Annotated in this window: 14 protein-coding genes; 8 read left to right on the top strand and 6 right to left on the bottom strand. The window is 57.6% G+C overall.

All coding sequences use genetic code 11. The features are described 5' to 3' along the window. The first annotated feature begins 2 nt into the window (after positions 1–2). From V6940_RS07345 to V6940_RS07325, 5 genes are all read left to right on the top strand, one after another. Positions 3–1,367, top strand: a complete 1,365-nt coding sequence (locus tag V6940_RS07345; RefSeq protein ID WP_333495395.1) for an efflux transporter outer membrane subunit — start codon at positions 3–5, stop codon at positions 1,365–1,367. A gap of 153 nt (positions 1,368–1,520) precedes the next feature. Next, on the top strand, positions 1,521–2,684 hold the full coding sequence (locus V6940_RS07340; protein WP_333495394.1) for a multidrug effflux MFS transporter: 1,164 nt from the start codon (positions 1,521–1,523) through the stop codon (positions 2,682–2,684). Between the two features lie 161 nt (positions 2,685–2,845). Continuing rightward, entirely contained in the window at positions 2,846–3,745 is a 900-nt protein-coding gene (murQ, locus tag V6940_RS07335; protein ID WP_185668103.1) for an N-acetylmuramic acid 6-phosphate etherase, read from the top strand. A gap of 24 nt (positions 3,746–3,769) precedes the next feature. Next, positions 3,770–5,221 (top strand): PTS N-acetylmuramic acid transporter subunit IIBC, encoded by a 1,452-nt coding sequence (murP, locus tag V6940_RS07330; protein ID WP_333495393.1) that lies wholly within the window; start codon positions 3,770–3,772, stop codon positions 5,219–5,221. 91 nt (positions 5,222–5,312) lie between these two features. Next, complete coding sequence (locus V6940_RS07325) at positions 5,313–6,215, top strand: EamA family transporter (RefSeq protein WP_185668105.1); 903 nt, start codon at positions 5,313–5,315, stop codon at positions 6,213–6,215. Between the two features lie 40 nt (positions 6,216–6,255). Here V6940_RS07325 and V6940_RS07320 read toward each other — a convergent pair whose 3' ends face one another. Beyond that, the gene (locus V6940_RS07320) at positions 6,256–7,125 is read right to left on the bottom strand and encodes an Rpn family recombination-promoting nuclease/putative transposase (RefSeq protein ID WP_333495392.1); all 870 of its coding nucleotides are present in this window, start codon (positions 7,123–7,125) and stop codon (positions 6,256–6,258) included. A 208-nt stretch (positions 7,126–7,333) separates the two neighbouring features. Here V6940_RS07320 and V6940_RS07315 point away from each other — a divergent pair, with 208 nt between their 5' ends. From V6940_RS07315 to V6940_RS07305, 3 genes are all read left to right on the top strand, one after another. Continuing rightward, positions 7,334–7,627 carry a YicS family protein gene (locus V6940_RS07315; protein ID WP_333495391.1) on the top strand — a complete coding sequence of 98 codons (294 nt, stop codon included), beginning with the start codon at positions 7,334–7,336 and terminating at the stop codon, positions 7,625–7,627. A 612-nt stretch (positions 7,628–8,239) separates the two neighbouring features. Then, the gene (locus V6940_RS07310; protein ID WP_333495390.1) at positions 8,240–8,542 is read left to right on the top strand and encodes a PTS lactose/cellobiose transporter subunit IIA; all 303 of its coding nucleotides are present in this window, start codon (positions 8,240–8,242) and stop codon (positions 8,540–8,542) included. Positions 8,543–8,704: 162 nt separating this feature from the next. Next, positions 8,705–10,093 (top strand): carbohydrate porin, encoded by a 1,389-nt coding sequence (locus V6940_RS07305; RefSeq protein WP_333495389.1) that lies wholly within the window; start codon positions 8,705–8,707, stop codon positions 10,091–10,093. A gap of 257 nt (positions 10,094–10,350) precedes the next feature. On the opposite strand, the gene phnV is transcribed toward V6940_RS07305, so the two are convergent. The 5 genes from phnV to phnR form a co-directional block, all read right to left on the bottom strand. Beyond that, positions 10,351–11,148, bottom strand: coding sequence for a 2-aminoethylphosphonate ABC transport system, membrane component PhnV (gene phnV, locus V6940_RS07300; protein WP_333495388.1), 798 nt, complete (start codon positions 11,146–11,148; stop codon positions 10,351–10,353). Between the two features lie 2 nt (positions 11,149–11,150). Then, complete coding sequence (gene phnU, locus V6940_RS07295) at positions 11,151–12,011, bottom strand: 2-aminoethylphosphonate ABC transporter permease subunit (protein ID WP_333495387.1); 861 nt, start codon at positions 12,009–12,011, stop codon at positions 11,151–11,153. Positions 12,012–12,013: 2 nt separating this feature from the next. After that, entirely contained in the window at positions 12,014–13,123 is a 1,110-nt protein-coding gene (phnT, locus tag V6940_RS07290) for a 2-aminoethylphosphonate ABC transport system ATP-binding subunit PhnT (protein ID WP_333495386.1), read from the bottom strand. Positions 13,124–13,128: 5 nt separating this feature from the next. Next, positions 13,129–14,142 carry a 2-aminoethylphosphonate ABC transporter substrate-binding protein gene (gene phnS, locus V6940_RS07285; RefSeq protein ID WP_333495385.1) on the bottom strand — a complete coding sequence of 338 codons (1,014 nt, stop codon included), beginning with the start codon at positions 14,140–14,142 and terminating at the stop codon, positions 13,129–13,131. A 168-nt stretch (positions 14,143–14,310) separates the two neighbouring features. Continuing rightward, positions 14,311–15,030, bottom strand: a complete 720-nt coding sequence (gene phnR, locus V6940_RS07280; protein WP_333495384.1) for a phosphonate utilization transcriptional regulator PhnR — start codon at positions 15,028–15,030, stop codon at positions 14,311–14,313. Positions 15,031–15,107 lie beyond the last annotated feature (77 nt).

Genomic DNA, 15,107 nt, shown 5'->3' with positions numbered 1-15,107 from the left:
TTATGTTTCGTTTGTCTTTGTTATTTATTGCGTTCCTGAGCGTCGGCTGCGTGTCGATGGACCCCAACTATCAGCGCCCGGACGCGCCCATTCCGGCGAGCCTGCCGGGTAGCCACGGTGAAGCCACCGCGGTTGTCGGTAACTGGCAGCAGGTGGTGAACGATGTGCGTCTGCAAAAGCTGGTGAATCAGGCACTCAGCAGCAACCGCGATGTGCAAAAAGCCATTGCCGACATTGATGCCGCCCGCGCGCAGTACGGCGAAACCCGCGCGTCGCTGATGCCGACCGTCAACGCCGAACTCAGCAACACCCGCAGCCGCACGCTGGCCAGCGGGGTGAGCACCACCGCGCAGGCCGACGGCGCGGTCTCCAGCTTCGAGCTGGATCTGTTTGGCCGTAACCAGAGCCTGTCCCGCGCGGCGCGAGAAACCTGGCTTGCCAGCGAGTACACCGCGCAGAACACCCGCTTGACGATGATTGCCGAGCTGACCAGCGCATGGGTAACGCTGGCGGCGGACAACAGCAATCTGGCGCTGGCGCAGCAAACCATGGCGAGCGCGGCGGATTCGCTGAAGATCGTCCAGCGCCAGCAACAGGTTGGCACCGCGGCGGCCACCGACGTCAGCGAAGCAATGAGCATCTATCAGCAGGCTCGCGCCAGCGTCGCCAGCTATCAGACGCTGGTGATGCAGGATAAAAACGCCATTAACCTGCTGGCAGGCACCACCGTGCCGGACTCCCTGCTCCCCGGCACGCTAGAGAGCCTGGCCGCCAACACCATCTCGCTGGTCCCGGCGGGCGTCTCTTCCTCCGTGCTGCTAACGCGCCCGGATATTCAGGAAGCGGAGCACAATCTGAAGAGCGCCAACGCCAATATCGGCGCGGCGCGAGCCAACTTCTTCCCGACCATTTCACTCACCGCCAGCGCCGGGGTGGGCAGCGATGCGCTATCTTCACTGTTTAGTCACGGCATGAGCGTCTGGTCATTTGCACCGTCCATTTCACTGCCGCTGTTTACCGGCGGCAGCAATCTGGCGCAGCTGCGCTATGCCGAGGCGGAGAAGAAGGGGCTGATTGCCACCTACGAAAAGACGATTCAGAGCGCGTTTAAAGACGTGGCGGATGCGCTGGCGCGGCGCCAGACGCTGAGCGAGCAGTTGGACGCTCAGCGCCAGTACGTGGCGGCGGAACAGCAGACACTCGACGTGGCAATGAAGCGCTATCAGGCGGGGGTTGGCGATTACCTGACCGCGCTGACGGCGCAGCGTACGCTATGGTCGGCACAGCAGACGCTGATTGCGCTGCAGGAGACGGATCTGGCGAACCGGATCACGCTGTGGCAGTCGCTGGGGGGCGGAGCGAGTTGATGTGTCGGTGCGGGGTTTCCCCTCACCCTAACCCTCTCCCCTAAGGGGCGAGGGGATCTTTTTCTCCCTCTCCCTTCCAGGGAGAGGGCCGGGGTGAGGGTGCAACGAGCACCATCCCCCCCATTGATTATGAAAAATAAAAAAGGAGCTTTCATGCCGCGTATTTCCCTTTCCTGGGTCGTGGTGCTGGGCCTGCTTTGCGCAATCGGCCCACTGTGTACCGACTTTTACCTACCGGCGCTGCCGGAAATCACCGATCAACTGAGCGCCACCGGCACCCAGACCCAATTGTCGCTCACCGCAGCGCTCATCGGCCTCGGTCTCGGCCAGCTGTTTTTTGGCCCGCTCAGCGACCGCATCGGCCGCCGCAAACCGCTGGCTATTTCCCTGCTGCTGTTTATCTTTTCGTCGGCGATGTGCGCCATCACCCACGATATCCATATGTTAATCGTCTGGCGTTTCGTGCAAGGCTTCGCGGGCGCGGGCGGTTCCGTGCTGTCGCGCTCTATCGCCCGTGACCGTTACCAGGGCACGCAACTGACGCAGTTTTTCGCCCTGCTGATGACCGTTAACGGCATCGCCCCAGTACTTTCACCGGTGCTGGGCGGCTATATCATCACCGCCTTCGACTGGCGCATTCTGTTCTGGACGATGGCGGGGATTGGCGCGGTACTGCTGCTTTTGAGCCTCGTCGTGCTGCATGAAACGCTGCCAGCCAAAAGCGCCAGCACCGCGCAGCAGACGAAAGGCACGCCGGTGCTGAAGAACCGCCGCTTTATGCGCTACTGCCTGATTCAGGCCTTTATGATGGCCGGGCTGTTCTCCTACATCGGTTCATCATCGTTTGTCATTCAAAGCGAATATGGCATGAGCGCCATGCAGTTCAGCCTGCTGTTTGGCCTGAACGGTATTGGGCTGATTATCGCCGCGCTGATATTCTCCCGCCTGGCCCGCCGCATCCCCGCAGAAACCCTGTTGCGCCGCGGCCTGTTGCTGGCGGTATTCTGCGCGCTGGTGACGCTACTGCTCGCCTGGCAACAGCACGCCGTGCTGGCGCTGGTCGGCCTGTTCTTCACCGTGTCGTTTATGAGTGGTATCAGCACCGTCTCCGGCGCCGAAGCGATGAATGCGGTGGATAGCGCGCAGTCGGGTACCGCCTCCGCGCTGATGGGGACGCTGATGTTCGTCTGCGGCGGCATCGCTGCACCGCTCGCGGGTCTTGGCGGCGAAACGATGCTTAAGATGAGCCTCGCCATGGCCATTTCCTACGGGTTAGCGCTGTTCTTCGGCCTGCTGAAGCCTCGCGTAGCGCAATAATCATTTTCGCGGTAATAAAATATTCCAATATTATTACCGCGCCTTCTCTGACCTCGCCGAAATCACCGCGTATCTCCGACGCTCTAATCGTGATACCCTTCACATGATTGGAATAATTAATTCCTTATACTGCCTGCCACTGAGAATGATGAGGTTTCCTGATGAGTATCGACCTGAGCAAACTGCTGACCGAACGCCGCAACGCCAACAGCGCTAACATTGACACCCTCTCCACCGAAGCGATGCTGACGGTTATTAACAACGAAGATCAGCTGGTTGCCCATGCGATCACCCCCTACATTCCGCAAATTGCCCAGCTCGTTGATAGCGTAGCCGACGCGTTCCGCCGCGGCGGCCGCCTGATTTATATCGGCGCGGGCACCTCCGGGCGTTTGGGCATTCTCGACGCCAGTGAATGCCCGCCCACCTTCGGCACTCGCCCAGAGCAGGTCGTCGGCCTGATTGCCGGTGGCCATACCGCTATCCTGAAAGCAGTCGAAAACGTTGAAGATAACGCGGCGCGCGGTGCAGAAGATTTACAGGCGCTGGGTTTTAACGAACGCGATGTGCTGGTCGGCATTGCCGCCAGCGGCCGCACCCCGTATGTACTCGGCGCAATGGAATATGCTCATCAGCAGAACGCGCTGGTCGCCATTGTGAGCTGCAACCCGCACGGCGAAATGGCGCAGCGCGCTGACATCGCCATCACCCCGGTCGTCGGCCCGGAAGTGGTCACCGGCTCTACCCGCCTGAAGGCAGGCACCGCACAGAAGCTGGTGCTGAACATGATTACCACCGGCGCGATGATCCGCAGCGGCAAGGTCTACAGCAACCTGATGGTGGATGTGGAAGCCACCAACGCCAAGCTGATTGAGCGCCAGATTTCCATCGTGATGGAGGCGACCGAATGCGACCGCACCACCGCGCAGGCAGCGCTGGATGCCTGCGGACGCCACTGTAAAACCGCCATCGTCATGGTGCTGGCAAACCTGAGCGCCGACGAGGCAAAACAGCTGCTGGCGGACAATAACGGCTTTATCCGTAAAGCGTTAAAAAACTAATTCGACTGACTGGGATACCGTGGAATGGCCAAAATAAATAAAGCGATGATAGCCCGCCTCCTCGACCTGGTTGGCGGCGCGCCAAACGTCGTGCAGGCCGGGAACTGCATGACCCGCCTGCGTTTAACCCTGCGCAGCGATGTACACGCTGACGTAGCGGCCATCCGCCAGGTGGAAGGCGTGCTGGGCGTGGTAGTCAGCGAGGAGCAATTCCAGATAATCCTCGGGCCGGGCAAAGCGCAGACTGCCGCAGAGCTGATGAACGAACTGCTGGAAAATGAACCCGTCACCCACGGTGAGCCTGCCAGCGGTGGCTCGCTGGCCGATATCGCCAGCGCCAAAAAGCAGGAGCTGAAGGGCAAACAGACCGGCGGCGTGCAAAAGTTTCTGGCGAAGTTTGCCACCATCTTTACCCCGCTTATTCCGGGCTTTATCGCCGTCGGGCTGCTGCTGGGCTTTGCTACGCTCGCCGAGCAGCTCTTCGTACTGGAGAACGCGCACCCTAACGCTACGCTGGTTGGCATCATCAGCTACATGAAAATCTTCAGCAAAGGGATGTTTACCTTCCTGAGTATTTTGATTGGCTATAACGCGCAGAAAGCCTTTGGCGGCTCCGGCGTCAACGGTGCCATCATCGCCGCGCTGTTTATCCTCGGCTATGACCCAAAAGCCACCGTCGGCTTCTACTCCGGCATCACCGACTTCTTCGGCCACGGTATCGACCCGCGCGGCAATATTATCGGCGTGCTGATCGCCTCGATTATTGGCGCCTGGGTGGAAAAACAGGTGCGCCGCATCATGCCGGCTAACCTGGATATGATCCTCACCTCGGCGGTGACGCTGCTGATTATGGGCGCGGTTACCTTCGTGGTGATTATGCCTATCGGCGGCTACCTGTTTACCGGGATGTCCTGGCTGTTCCTGCACCTCAACGGTAACCCGTTCGGCTCTGCGGTGCTGGCTGGTCTGTTCCTGCTGGCGGTCATGTTCGGCGTGCATCAGGGCTTTGTGCCGGTCTATTTTGCGCTAATGGAAGCTCAGGGCTTTAACTCGCTGTTCACCATTCTGGCGATGGCCGGTGCGGGCCAGGTTGGCGCGGCGCTGGCGCTCTACGTCCGCGCGAAGCAGGATTCACTGCTGCGTACGCAGATTAAAGGGGCAATCATTCCCGGCCTGCTCGGCGTGGGTGAACCGCTGATTTACGGCGTTACGCTGCCGCGCATGAAGCCGTTTGTCACCGCCTGCCTCGGCGGCGCCTGCGGGGGCTTCTTTATCGGCCTCGTCGCCTGGCTGGGGCTACCAGTCGGCCTCAACACCGTCTTTGGCCCGTCCGGCCTGGTGGCGCTGCCGCTGATGACCTCCCATAGCGGCATCTACGCCGGGATGGCGGTCTACGCCGCGGGCCTGCTCGTAGCCTACTTCTTCGGCTTCCTGCTCACCTGGCTGTTTGGCAGTAAAAACGTCGATCTCAGCTAACCCTTTTGCCCCCGGCACACCGCTGGGGGCAAGCCTCTGCCCATGCTATGATGCCCGCCAGAATAAAATCATATGACAGGGTTGAGGAAAAATGGGTGCCACCAGAAAAGGGATGCTGAACGTCTTAGTTGCAGCGATATTGTGGGGAAGTTCAGGCGTTTGTGCGCAGTACATCATGGAACATAGCCAGATGCCGTCGCCGTTTCTGACGATGATTCGCCTGCTCTCCGGTGGCTTTATCCTGCTGACGTTCTCTTTCCTGCACGGCGATGGCATTTTCCGCATCCTGAAAGAGCGCAAAGACATTCTCAGCCTGCTGCTTTTCTCCCTTGTCGGCGCGATGACCGTGCAGCTCACCTTCCTGCTGGCGATTGAAAAATCCAACGCCGCTACCGCAACGATTCTCCAGTTCCTGTCACCGACCATTATCGTCGCCTGGTTCGCCATCGTGCGTAAAGCGCGGCCAGGGCGCTTCGTCTTTGCCGCTATTGCGACCTCGCTTATTGGCACCTTTTTGCTGGTCACCCACGGCGACCCAACGTCGCTGTCGATTTCCGGCGCAGCGCTGTTCTGGGGGATCGCCTCGGCCTTCGCCGCCGCGTTCTACACCACCTATCCGTCCACGCTGATTGCCCGCTACGGCACGCTGCCGATCGTCGGCTGGAGCATGCTGCTCGGCGGCGCGATGCTGCTGCCGTTCTACGCGGGAGATGGCGCAAACGTAGTGATTACCGGCAACCTGCTGCTGGCTTTCTTCTACCTGGTGGTGATTGGCACCTCCCTCACCTTCAGCCTGTACCTTAAAGGCGCGCAGATGATCGGCGGCCCTAAAGCCAGCATCCTCAGCTGCGCCGAGCCGCTGAGCAGCGCGTTACTGTCGCTGCTACTGTTAGGCATCAGCTTCACCCTGCCAGACTGGCTGGGTACGCTGCTGATCCTCTCTTCCGTGGTACTGATTTCTCTGGACTCACGCCGCAGAACGAAGACGGCGTAGCAGTGTGCTGCCCGATAGCACCAGGCTATCGGGCCTGATTTTAATGACACAGTGATGATAGTTCATCAGTCGAAAGCCCGGTGATTAGCTGAACCAAGGCGCTATCGATACCGTTTTCCAGCATGGTACGGGCAATGCGCTGGGCCTCTTCTCGCTTTCCCTCTTCCCGCAGTCTCTCCGCAATCGTCATCATCTTCTCCTTCTGTTCGGGTAAACGCGCTACCGCCGCCTGAAGAAACTCATGAAAGCGCACCGCATCTCCTGACCGCAGCAAATAATTAAACAGCGCTTCCATCTGGCTGTCATTAGCACATCCAGTAACGAGCAACAGGGCTAGTCTATCCACCAGCCCCAGCAGATCGCGCTGACGAATGTGCTTTTGCACCAACTCCAGCAGCGCGATTCGCCGGTGATGCATAATCTCGTCGTCTGGCACGACCGTGATATCCACCAACGGAAACGCGTCTGCATACAGCGCCCTCGCCGCCGCCGGATTCGCGAACTCGTCCAGCCAGCACAACGAAAATGGGTAGGGACTTTGCATCCCGTGATAAAAAAGCATGGGGATCACCAACGGTAGCGTCGGGTGACCTGCATCCAGATGACGCTGCATCGCCGACAGCGCATAGCGCAACAGCCGGAATGCCATATGTGAGTCTGGCGAGCTTTGGTGTTCAATCACCACGTAGATATAGCCTTCACCTTCCGTGGTCTGTAACGACCACAACACATCGGAATAATAGGCACGGAGACTCGGCTCAATAAAGCTGCCGGATGCCAGCGTTAGCGTTTGCAGGTCGCACAGCGCCCTTAGTGCCTCCGGTAGATGAATAGCCAAAAAATCCCGCGCCGTTTCCGGGTGGCATAAAAACTGTTTGAAGACCGCATCGTGCGGAGTGGAGGTGGTCATGGTGTTCCGTCACCCAGAGAGCTAATGGTAGGACTCTACGCACAAGATGCCGAGAAAGCAGGCGTGAATTACCGCTTCTACGCGCCGCTACGGAAGGTTTTAGCGTACCAGTGCAACACCTTCATTTTACGGGAACGCGCCACGCAAAATGACGTGCCGGGGAATGCGTCTATAGTTAACTAAGCGCATGAACATAAGGATATCCGCAATGAAGAAAGTCAATATTGTTGTTTCACTCGCTGCCTCCCTGCTGCTGCCCGCCGTGGCGCTGGCCTCACCGCTGGAAGGACTGAAGTTTGAGCAGCAAAAACAGCAGGTGGTAAAGGATGTGAAGCAGAACTGCCCGGCCAGCAGTGGGCTAAGCGATACGCAATTTGCCAACCGCGTGCTGGAGTCGAAAGGCAACAAAACCGCGGTGCAGAGCGCCACACGGGCGCTGGATAAGAACGATCGCCCAGCCTATGAGAAGGCGATTAAAAGCATTCAGTGCCCAACCAAATAGCATTGAGCCACCCGGCAACGTGCCGTACCACGCCTGATAGCGCTACGCTTATCAGGCCTACTTCCCGCCCCCCTGCCAGACATAACTTGTCCAATTGATGCGCATTTCTCTCACCCCTACACGACAATTTTCTGTGAGCCAGGACGAAATAATTAGTCTCATAAGCATGAGAAATTGATGGGTGTCACACTTCTTGACTTTATGAATAGAAACCGGTTTCAGTTTCATATCAAATCACAATCGCAATAACTTTTTACATTTAGAGGATGGGCATCAATGACCAAAATTATGCTCTGCCGCTGATTTATTCAGCGCGCGAAAAAGATGTTTAAATGAACTCTCGTTATCACTCGTGGTTTCGCGAACCATTATTTATGGACGCTAAACACGATGGTCATGTGCGTTATTTATATGCTGACCTCTGCGGCCATGTATTTGACTATTGCTGCACCCCGAAAGTCGTTCATTAATGAAAAACAAAGTGCAGGCGTTAAAATCAGCCGCCCCATAACCTGGAACCGTTAGTTAAGTCAGATAAATTTAAAAGTAAGCATTGATATATTATTTCCGACCTCTTTTTATCATAACTTTAAATAGTTAGAGGATATTATTATGGTTAGGTTAGAGGACGCGGTAATGGAAATAATCATTAACGCGGGCCAGTCCAGATCGCTGTGCTTTGAGGCGCTACACGCCGCACGTCAGGGTGAAATGGAGGAAGCCAGAAATCTCCTGCGGGAAGCCGATGGCTATGCCCGCCAGGCGCACCATATGCAAACCCGGCTTATTGAGCAGGATGCAGGTGACGCGCGTCAGCCCATAACCCTAATTATGGTACACGCGCAGGATCATTTGATGAATTCGTTACTTGCTCGTGAACTTTCGGAAGAGATTATTCATCTTTATCAACGTTAATATTAAATTTCATTTAACTTCGGAGACATTAATTACGCTAACGATTTAACGGTACCCTACGAGAAAATAAATAAAATCAGCTTGTTTTGGTGGCGATGATAGTTATCCACCCGAACGGGATGGTTATTGTCTGAAAATATAATTAATTAATTTGAGATAACCATGAAAACTGTAAAAAAACTTCCATTAGCTATGGCGGTTATTGCCGCCCTTTGCCCGCTTTCCTCTGCAATGGCACAAGAGTTTACTCAGGAACAAATTGACGCCATTGTGGCCAAGGCCGTCGATAAAGCTCTGGCAGACCGCCAGGCTAAAATGGATGCTGCCCAGGCCAAAAAAGTGGATCTGGAAACCAACCCGCAAAGCGCCGCACAAACGCCAGATATGGCCGTACCGTTCGGCCTGAAGTTCAGCGGCTATGCGCGCTACGGCGCGCACTTCCAGGCCGGCGACCAGAAATACGTTGGCGTGGACGGTTCCTATAACGGTGCCTCAGCAATTGGCCGTCTGGGTAACGAAGGGAACGGCGGTGAATTCCAGTTAACTAAAGCCTTTAAGAGCAGCAAAGGCGCTATCTGGGATATCAACGTCATGTTCGACCACTGGAGTGACGAAGTTAACCTGAAAAAAGCCTACGTTGGCGTCACCAACGTACTGGAATCTAACCCTAACGCCTATATCTGGGCGGGCCGCGACTTCCACCAGCGTCCACAACAGGGTATCAACGACTACTTCTGGATGAACCACGACGGCCAGGGCGCAGGGGTGAAAAACTTTGACGTTGGCGGCGTGCAGTTCGACGTAGCCACCGTATCGCAGGTGAAATCCTGTAGCCCGGAAGTGATGGCCGATGAGTCTAACCCATCGCGCATTACCTGTACCGGTAACTCTGACACTGGTGACAACGGCCACTACGCGCTGACCACCAAAACCCACAACATCAAAGCAGGCCCGATTGACGTTGAGGTGTACGCTAACTACGGCTTCGACTCTAAAGCGGTGGATAACGACAAGCAGCTTGATGCCTGGCAGGGTGGCCTGCTGTTAAGCCACACCAACAGCGACGACAGCGGCGTGAACAAGGTTATCCTGCGCTACTCCGATAACTCGGATAACAGCGTATTCAACAAAACTGACGGTCTGACCGCTATCTACGCCAGCTTCGAAGGTAACTATAAGTTCACTCAGCAGGCGCAGGTGGAATACCTGTTGGCCTTCCACGACTACGACAACAGCAAAGACAACACCGACAACCGTAAAAACTACGGCGCGATCGTTCGTCCAATGTACTTCTGGAACGACGTGCACTCCACCTGGCTGGAAGCGGGCTACCAGCGCGTAGATTACGACCAGGGCGGTGATAACCACGGCTGGAAGCTGACCCTGTCGCAGAACATCGCGATTGGTATGGGCCCGGAATTCCGCCCAATGCTGCGCTTCTACGTGACCGGCGGTCAGGTGGATAACAAGCGTACGGCGAAAGTTAACGGAACGCAGGACGAGCAGTTGGATTCGCTGAACTTCGGCGGGATGTTTGAAGCCTGGTTCTAAGTTCGTGTGATAAACCCTCTCTCCCCTTTTACGGGGAGGGTTGGGGTGAGGGTTTGACTTTCGAGCCAACATACACCCCTCACCCCCACCTTCTCACTAAAGGGGGAGCGGGGATCTTTCTGTGCAATGTGCCCTCTTTTCCCCTCACCCTAACCCTCTCCCCAAAGGGTCGAGGGGACCGTTGAGCGCGGTGCTTTACTTCACAATACTTCAGCGGCACCGATGTGCTCCCTCTCCCTTTTTAAGGGAGAGGTTTTTTATTTCTGCCCTAACCGTTTCGCTATACGTTCCAGATTCATCATGAGCAGCAGCGTCATCGCCACCAGCACAATAGTCAGCGCTGCGCCGTCGGCAATATTCCCGCGATCGGTCAGGCTAAAGATGGCCACCGGCAGCGTCGTCCAGCCCGGCGGGTAGATCATCATCGTCGCGCCTAACTCGCCCATCGATAGCGAAAGGCTCAATGCCAGCGCCGATACCATCCACGGCATCAGCAGCGGCAGCGTGACGTGGCGCAAGCGATACCACGGCGAGGCGCCGAGGCTTGAAGCGACGTTTTCAATATCGGCAGACACCCGCGCCAGCCCGGTGGAAACGTTGCTGAAGGTGAACGCGGAGATCAGCACAAAGTGCGCCACCAGCACAATCCACAGCGTGCCGTTCATCTGCAGCGGCCCCTGGCTAAAGGCCACCAGAATGCCAAGCCCGACGGAGACCGAAGGGATCGCGCTGGGTAAATAGAACAACATGCTCAGCCCTTTCTGCACCTTGCTGCTGTACTGGCGCAGCGCCAGCGCCGCCCAGACGCCACACAGCAGCGCAAACAGGCTGGCACAAAAACCAATCATCAGGCTGGCGAGCAGCGCATCCCATGCGGCGCCGCGAAAGGCATTCACAAAGTGGTTCAGCGTGAAACCGCTCGGCAGAATGCCGTTCCACTGTTGGCTCAGGCTGGACATTAAAATCACCGCCAGCGGCAGGAAAAAGAAGACGCTGGCAAGCGCGGTGGCAACCACGCCCGCCGCGACACGCCCTTTGCGCGACCAAATCAACATGGTTAGCCCCTTACGCCAGTGCGCGCGGCCGCCAGGCGGTAGAGCGAGAACAGCCCCAGCGACAGCACAATGTTAATCAACGCAATCATGCAGGCGACGCTGTAGTCGGACTCCAGAATCGCCTTGCTGTAGACCATCATCGGCAGCGTATTCACCCCTTTCGCACCAATAAACAGCACGATGCCGAATTCGTTGGTGGTCAGCAGCAGACACAGGCTGCCGCCCGCCATCAGCGCAGGGAGTGCCGCCGGGAAGATCACCTGCGCAATCACCCGCAGCGGATGCGCACCAAGAATACTGGCTGCCTCAAGCTGGCTTTTATCAATTTGCCGCAGCGCCGCCATCAGCGGGCGCATCACCAGCGGGGTGAAGACGGTGATCTCCGCCAGAATCACCCCCTGCATCGAATAGAGAAAATCCACCGGCGGCAGCTCGAAGGCGAACAGATGCATCAGCGTGCCGTTGAGCAGCCCCGCTGAGCCATAAATAAAGGTGAAGGCCAGGGTTATCAGGAAAGTGGGCAGCGCGATAAAGGTATCCACCACCCGACCGATCAGTTCGCTGCCGGGAAACGGAATAAATACCAGAATCAGCGACAGCACGCTGCCCAGCAGCAGGCAGCCTGCGGTGGCGGTCAGCGCAATTTGCAGAGTGTTCATCAGTGCGCTGACAAAGCGCCGGGATTCAATCACCTGCCAGAAGGTATCGAGCCCGACGTTACCGTTGGCGTCACGCAGCGCCTGCTCGACAATTAGCGACAGAGGCCAGAAAAACAGCGTGGTCAATACCAGCAGCGGTAACAGCAGCCACAGCAACGGGCGCAGGTTGGGCAGCGGTTTGGTCTGGGTCAGAGAGAGCGACATCGTTATACCTCAATCAAAACCGCATCATCGGGTTCGAACCATAACGCCAGCTTGTCGCCGGGTTGCGGCAGCGGGTCGACGTGTGTCAGGACAATACGCATCGCTTCACCGGCCACATCGCACAGCAGATGGGTGAGATCCCCCTGCCAGTGCACCGATTGCAGCGTGGCGTTAAAGCGGTTGCTGGCGGCAGAACGCGGCGCCAGGCTCAGGTGCTGTGGGCGAATGCACAGCAGCTTGTTGTAACCGTGATGGCTGCCCTGGCTGAAGGCGCGGATGACCGTGCCGCCGCAGCTCACGTCCACCAGCCCCGGGGCGTGATTAATGCCCAGCGCGGTGGCAGAGAGAATATTGGCGCGCCCTAAAAACTCGGCGGCAAAGCGGTTTGGCGGATGACGATACAGCGTACGGGTTTCGCCGTGGGCGATCATCGAGCCGTCCTTCATAATGCCGATTTTGTCCGCCAGGGTGAGCGCTTCAGTCTGGTCGTGGGTAACGTAGAGAATGGTGAGTTCCGGCAGTTCGCGGTGCAGACGGGCGATTTCCTCTACCATGTTGTGGCGAATCTGCGCATCCAGCGCCGAGAGCGGCTCATCCAGCAACAGTACCCGTGGGCGCACGGCAATGGCGCGAGCAATGGCCACGCGCTGTTGCTGGCCGCCGGACAGCTGGTGCGGATAACGGGTGGCATAGTCGCTCATGCCGACCGTTTTCAGCGCCTGGGTCACGCGTTCATTAATCAGCGCCTTTGGCTGCTTTTGCGCGCGCAGGCCAAAGGCAACGTTATCTTCCACCTTCATATGCGGGAACAGCGCGTAGTTCTGCACCACCATCGCCAGCCCGCGTTTGTAAGGCGGAAGCTGAGTTACGTCCGTATCGCCGATGAGAATGCGACCGCCCGCTGGCTGGACAAAACCCGCCACCGCGCGCAGCACCGTGGTTTTTCCAGAGCCGGAAGGGCCAATCAGCGCCAGCACTTCGCCGGGTTCAATCGTCAAAGAGAGCGGTTTAAGCACCACGTTGCCGTGGTACGCCACGCGCAGCGAGTCGAGGACAATCCCCGAGGTCCCCTGCATTGCAGGGGCAGAAACGGCGGTCGTTTTCATCAGCATCAGGCTTACTCGCTATCGGTCACTTTATGCCAGCGGGAGATGTCTGCTGACAGCGAGACGGCGACGTCATCCCAGTTTGGCTGCCAGCTCTGCACGCCCGCCATCGCGGCGGTTGCCGCTTTATAGTGATCGTCACTCGGCGTCACGTCGCTACGCACCGGCATCCCCCAGGAGAGCGCGCTGACGCTGGTTTGCGCCTCTTTGCTCAGCAGGAAATTAATCAGCTTTTTGCCGTTTTCACTCTCCGGCGCGCCCTGGACTAAGCCAATCACGTACGGAATCGCCAGCGCACTGCGCTCGCCTTTGTCGTTAGCCGGCCAGAAGATTTTCACGTTCGGGTTACGTTCCATCTGCGCGAGGTTCATCTGCAGGTCGCCGTTCGCCACATACAGTTCGCCCTTATTGACCAGCGCGGTTAGCTTGCCGGTGGAGGCAGATGGCCCGACGTTGTTGGCCTGCAGCTTGCCGAGGTAGTCAAAACCGGCCTCTTTGCTGCCGAAGCTATGGAAGGCTTGCAGCATTACCGCCGTGCCGTCAGCAGCCTGGCCTGGGGTGGAGTACTGCAGCTTGTTCTTGAACTGACCATCGAGCAGGCTCTGCCAGGTGGCCGGGGCGGTTTTCAGCACCTTGCCGTTGTAGATAAAGCTCAGGTAGTTCTTCACCAGCGGTGAGTACAAGTCGTTGGCGTCCGGAATGGCGGTGGCGGCATCGGTTTTAAAGCTCGCCAGCAGTTTTTCAGACGCGGCACGCTGAATGAACGGCGGTGCAGTCACCAGCACGTCGGCCTGCGGGTTAGTGCGCTCTTTCGCCAGGCGCTCTACCACCACGCCACCGCCGCCTTCAACGTAGCGTACGGTAATGCCGGTCGCTTTGGTGAACGCGTCAAACTGTGACTGATACCAGCTGTTGTCACCGTCGTGCAGCCCGTCGATGGAGTAAACCGTGACCACCGATTCCGCCCATGACGGGGCGCTGGCGAGGGCAAAAACAGACAGCAGAGCAAGTCGGGAAAGTTTCATCGTAATAGCCTCATAGCGTGCGTTTTGTTTTTCTGGCCTATACCAGATTTGCTTTTTACGCTAAACGGCTTTTGTGACAATACGATGAAGGATTTGTGGATGAGCGAATCGACAGGATCGTTTGTAGGCCGGATAAGGCGCGCAGCGACGCCATCCGGCAACCGGTAACTAGTGGGTATCCACCTCAATCCGCAGGCTATCGTGACGCCAGTATTCGATATCCAGATCGAGCACGCGCCCGTGCTGATCGTAGTTTAAACGGCGTAGCAGCAGCGCCGGGCGCCCTTCCATCACCCCCAGCGCCTGCGCGGCCTGCGCCGGCATGGCGGTCGGGTAGAACGACAGGTGCATGCTGGTATAGACAAGGTTGTAGTGCGCCTCATACACCTCGGTCAGGCTGCCGTTGAGATCGTGCTGCAACAGCTCAGGCACGCGGGCGGGCAGACAGTGGTTTTCGCTGTAGCAGACGGCTCGACCATCGGCGTAGCGCAGGCGGGTCAGCAGGTAGATCTGGTCAAACGGCTGGAGCTGTAACGGCTCCATAGCCTCCACCGGAACGGTGGTCAGCACGCCGCTCAGCAGCGCGGTTTTTGGCTCCCGGCCCTGCTCGCGGCAAAGCTTATGGAAGTTGGTGTTCTGGGTCGGGTCCAGCCACAGGCGTTCCGGCGTGACAAACCAGCCGCGGCGATCGGCGCGCCAGATAAGCCCGCTGGCCTCCAGCTGCGCCAGGCTTTCGCGAATGGTGATACGCGTGGTGTTGAAGATCGCGCACAGTTCGCGTTCAGACGGCAGCTTATCGCCACTTTTCAGCGCACCGCTCTGGATGCGCGCCTGCAGCTGCGCCTTGATCAACAGGTACTGTGGGACATCGCCCGGAATCGCTTTCATAGTCACTCGCTGTCACTTTTCTCTGCCGCCATTATACAGACGCAGATGAATTTTTTGTTGCAGAGCCATTTTCCCTT

This window comes from Kluyvera sp. CHPC 1.251, from assembly GCF_036759945.1.
Lineage (GTDB): Bacteria > Pseudomonadota > Gammaproteobacteria > Enterobacterales > Enterobacteriaceae > Kluyvera > Kluyvera sichuanensis.
Note: the sequence above shows the minus strand (reverse complement) of the source record. Positions and strands in the feature narration are given on the sequence as shown.

Excerpts from the sequence above, each read along its gene's own strand:
- V6940_RS07345 (WP_333495395.1), top strand. The coding sequence starts at position 3 with ATGTTTCGTTTGTCTTTGTTATTTATTGCGTTCCTGAGCGTCGGCTGC.
- V6940_RS07340 (WP_333495394.1), top strand. The coding sequence starts at position 1,521 with ATGCCGCGTATTTCCCTTTCCTGGGTCGTGGTGCTGGGCCTGCTTTGC.
- murQ (WP_185668103.1), top strand. The coding sequence starts at position 2,846 with ATGAGTATCGACCTGAGCAAACTGCTGACCGAACGCCGCAACGCCAAC.
- murP (WP_333495393.1), top strand. The coding sequence starts at position 3,770 with ATGGCCAAAATAAATAAAGCGATGATAGCCCGCCTCCTCGACCTGGTT.
- V6940_RS07325 (WP_185668105.1), top strand. The coding sequence starts at position 5,313 with ATGGGTGCCACCAGAAAAGGGATGCTGAACGTCTTAGTTGCAGCGATA.
- V6940_RS07320 (WP_333495392.1), bottom strand. The coding sequence starts at position 7,125 with ATGACCACCTCCACTCCGCACGATGCGGTCTTCAAACAGTTTTTATGC.
- V6940_RS07315 (WP_333495391.1), top strand. The coding sequence starts at position 7,334 with ATGAAGAAAGTCAATATTGTTGTTTCACTCGCTGCCTCCCTGCTGCTG.
- V6940_RS07310 (WP_333495390.1), top strand. The coding sequence starts at position 8,240 with ATGGTTAGGTTAGAGGACGCGGTAATGGAAATAATCATTAACGCGGGC.
- V6940_RS07305 (WP_333495389.1), top strand. The coding sequence starts at position 8,705 with ATGAAAACTGTAAAAAAACTTCCATTAGCTATGGCGGTTATTGCCGCC.
- phnV (WP_333495388.1), bottom strand. The coding sequence starts at position 11,148 with ATGTTGATTTGGTCGCGCAAAGGGCGTGTCGCGGCGGGCGTGGTTGCC.
- phnU (WP_333495387.1), bottom strand. The coding sequence starts at position 12,011 with ATGTCGCTCTCTCTGACCCAGACCAAACCGCTGCCCAACCTGCGCCCG.
- phnT (WP_333495386.1), bottom strand. The coding sequence starts at position 13,123 with ATGCTGATGAAAACGACCGCCGTTTCTGCCCCTGCAATGCAGGGGACC.
- phnS (WP_333495385.1), bottom strand. The coding sequence starts at position 14,142 with ATGAAACTTTCCCGACTTGCTCTGCTGTCTGTTTTTGCCCTCGCCAGC.
- phnR (WP_333495384.1), bottom strand. The coding sequence starts at position 15,030 with ATGAAAGCGATTCCGGGCGATGTCCCACAGTACCTGTTGATCAAGGCG.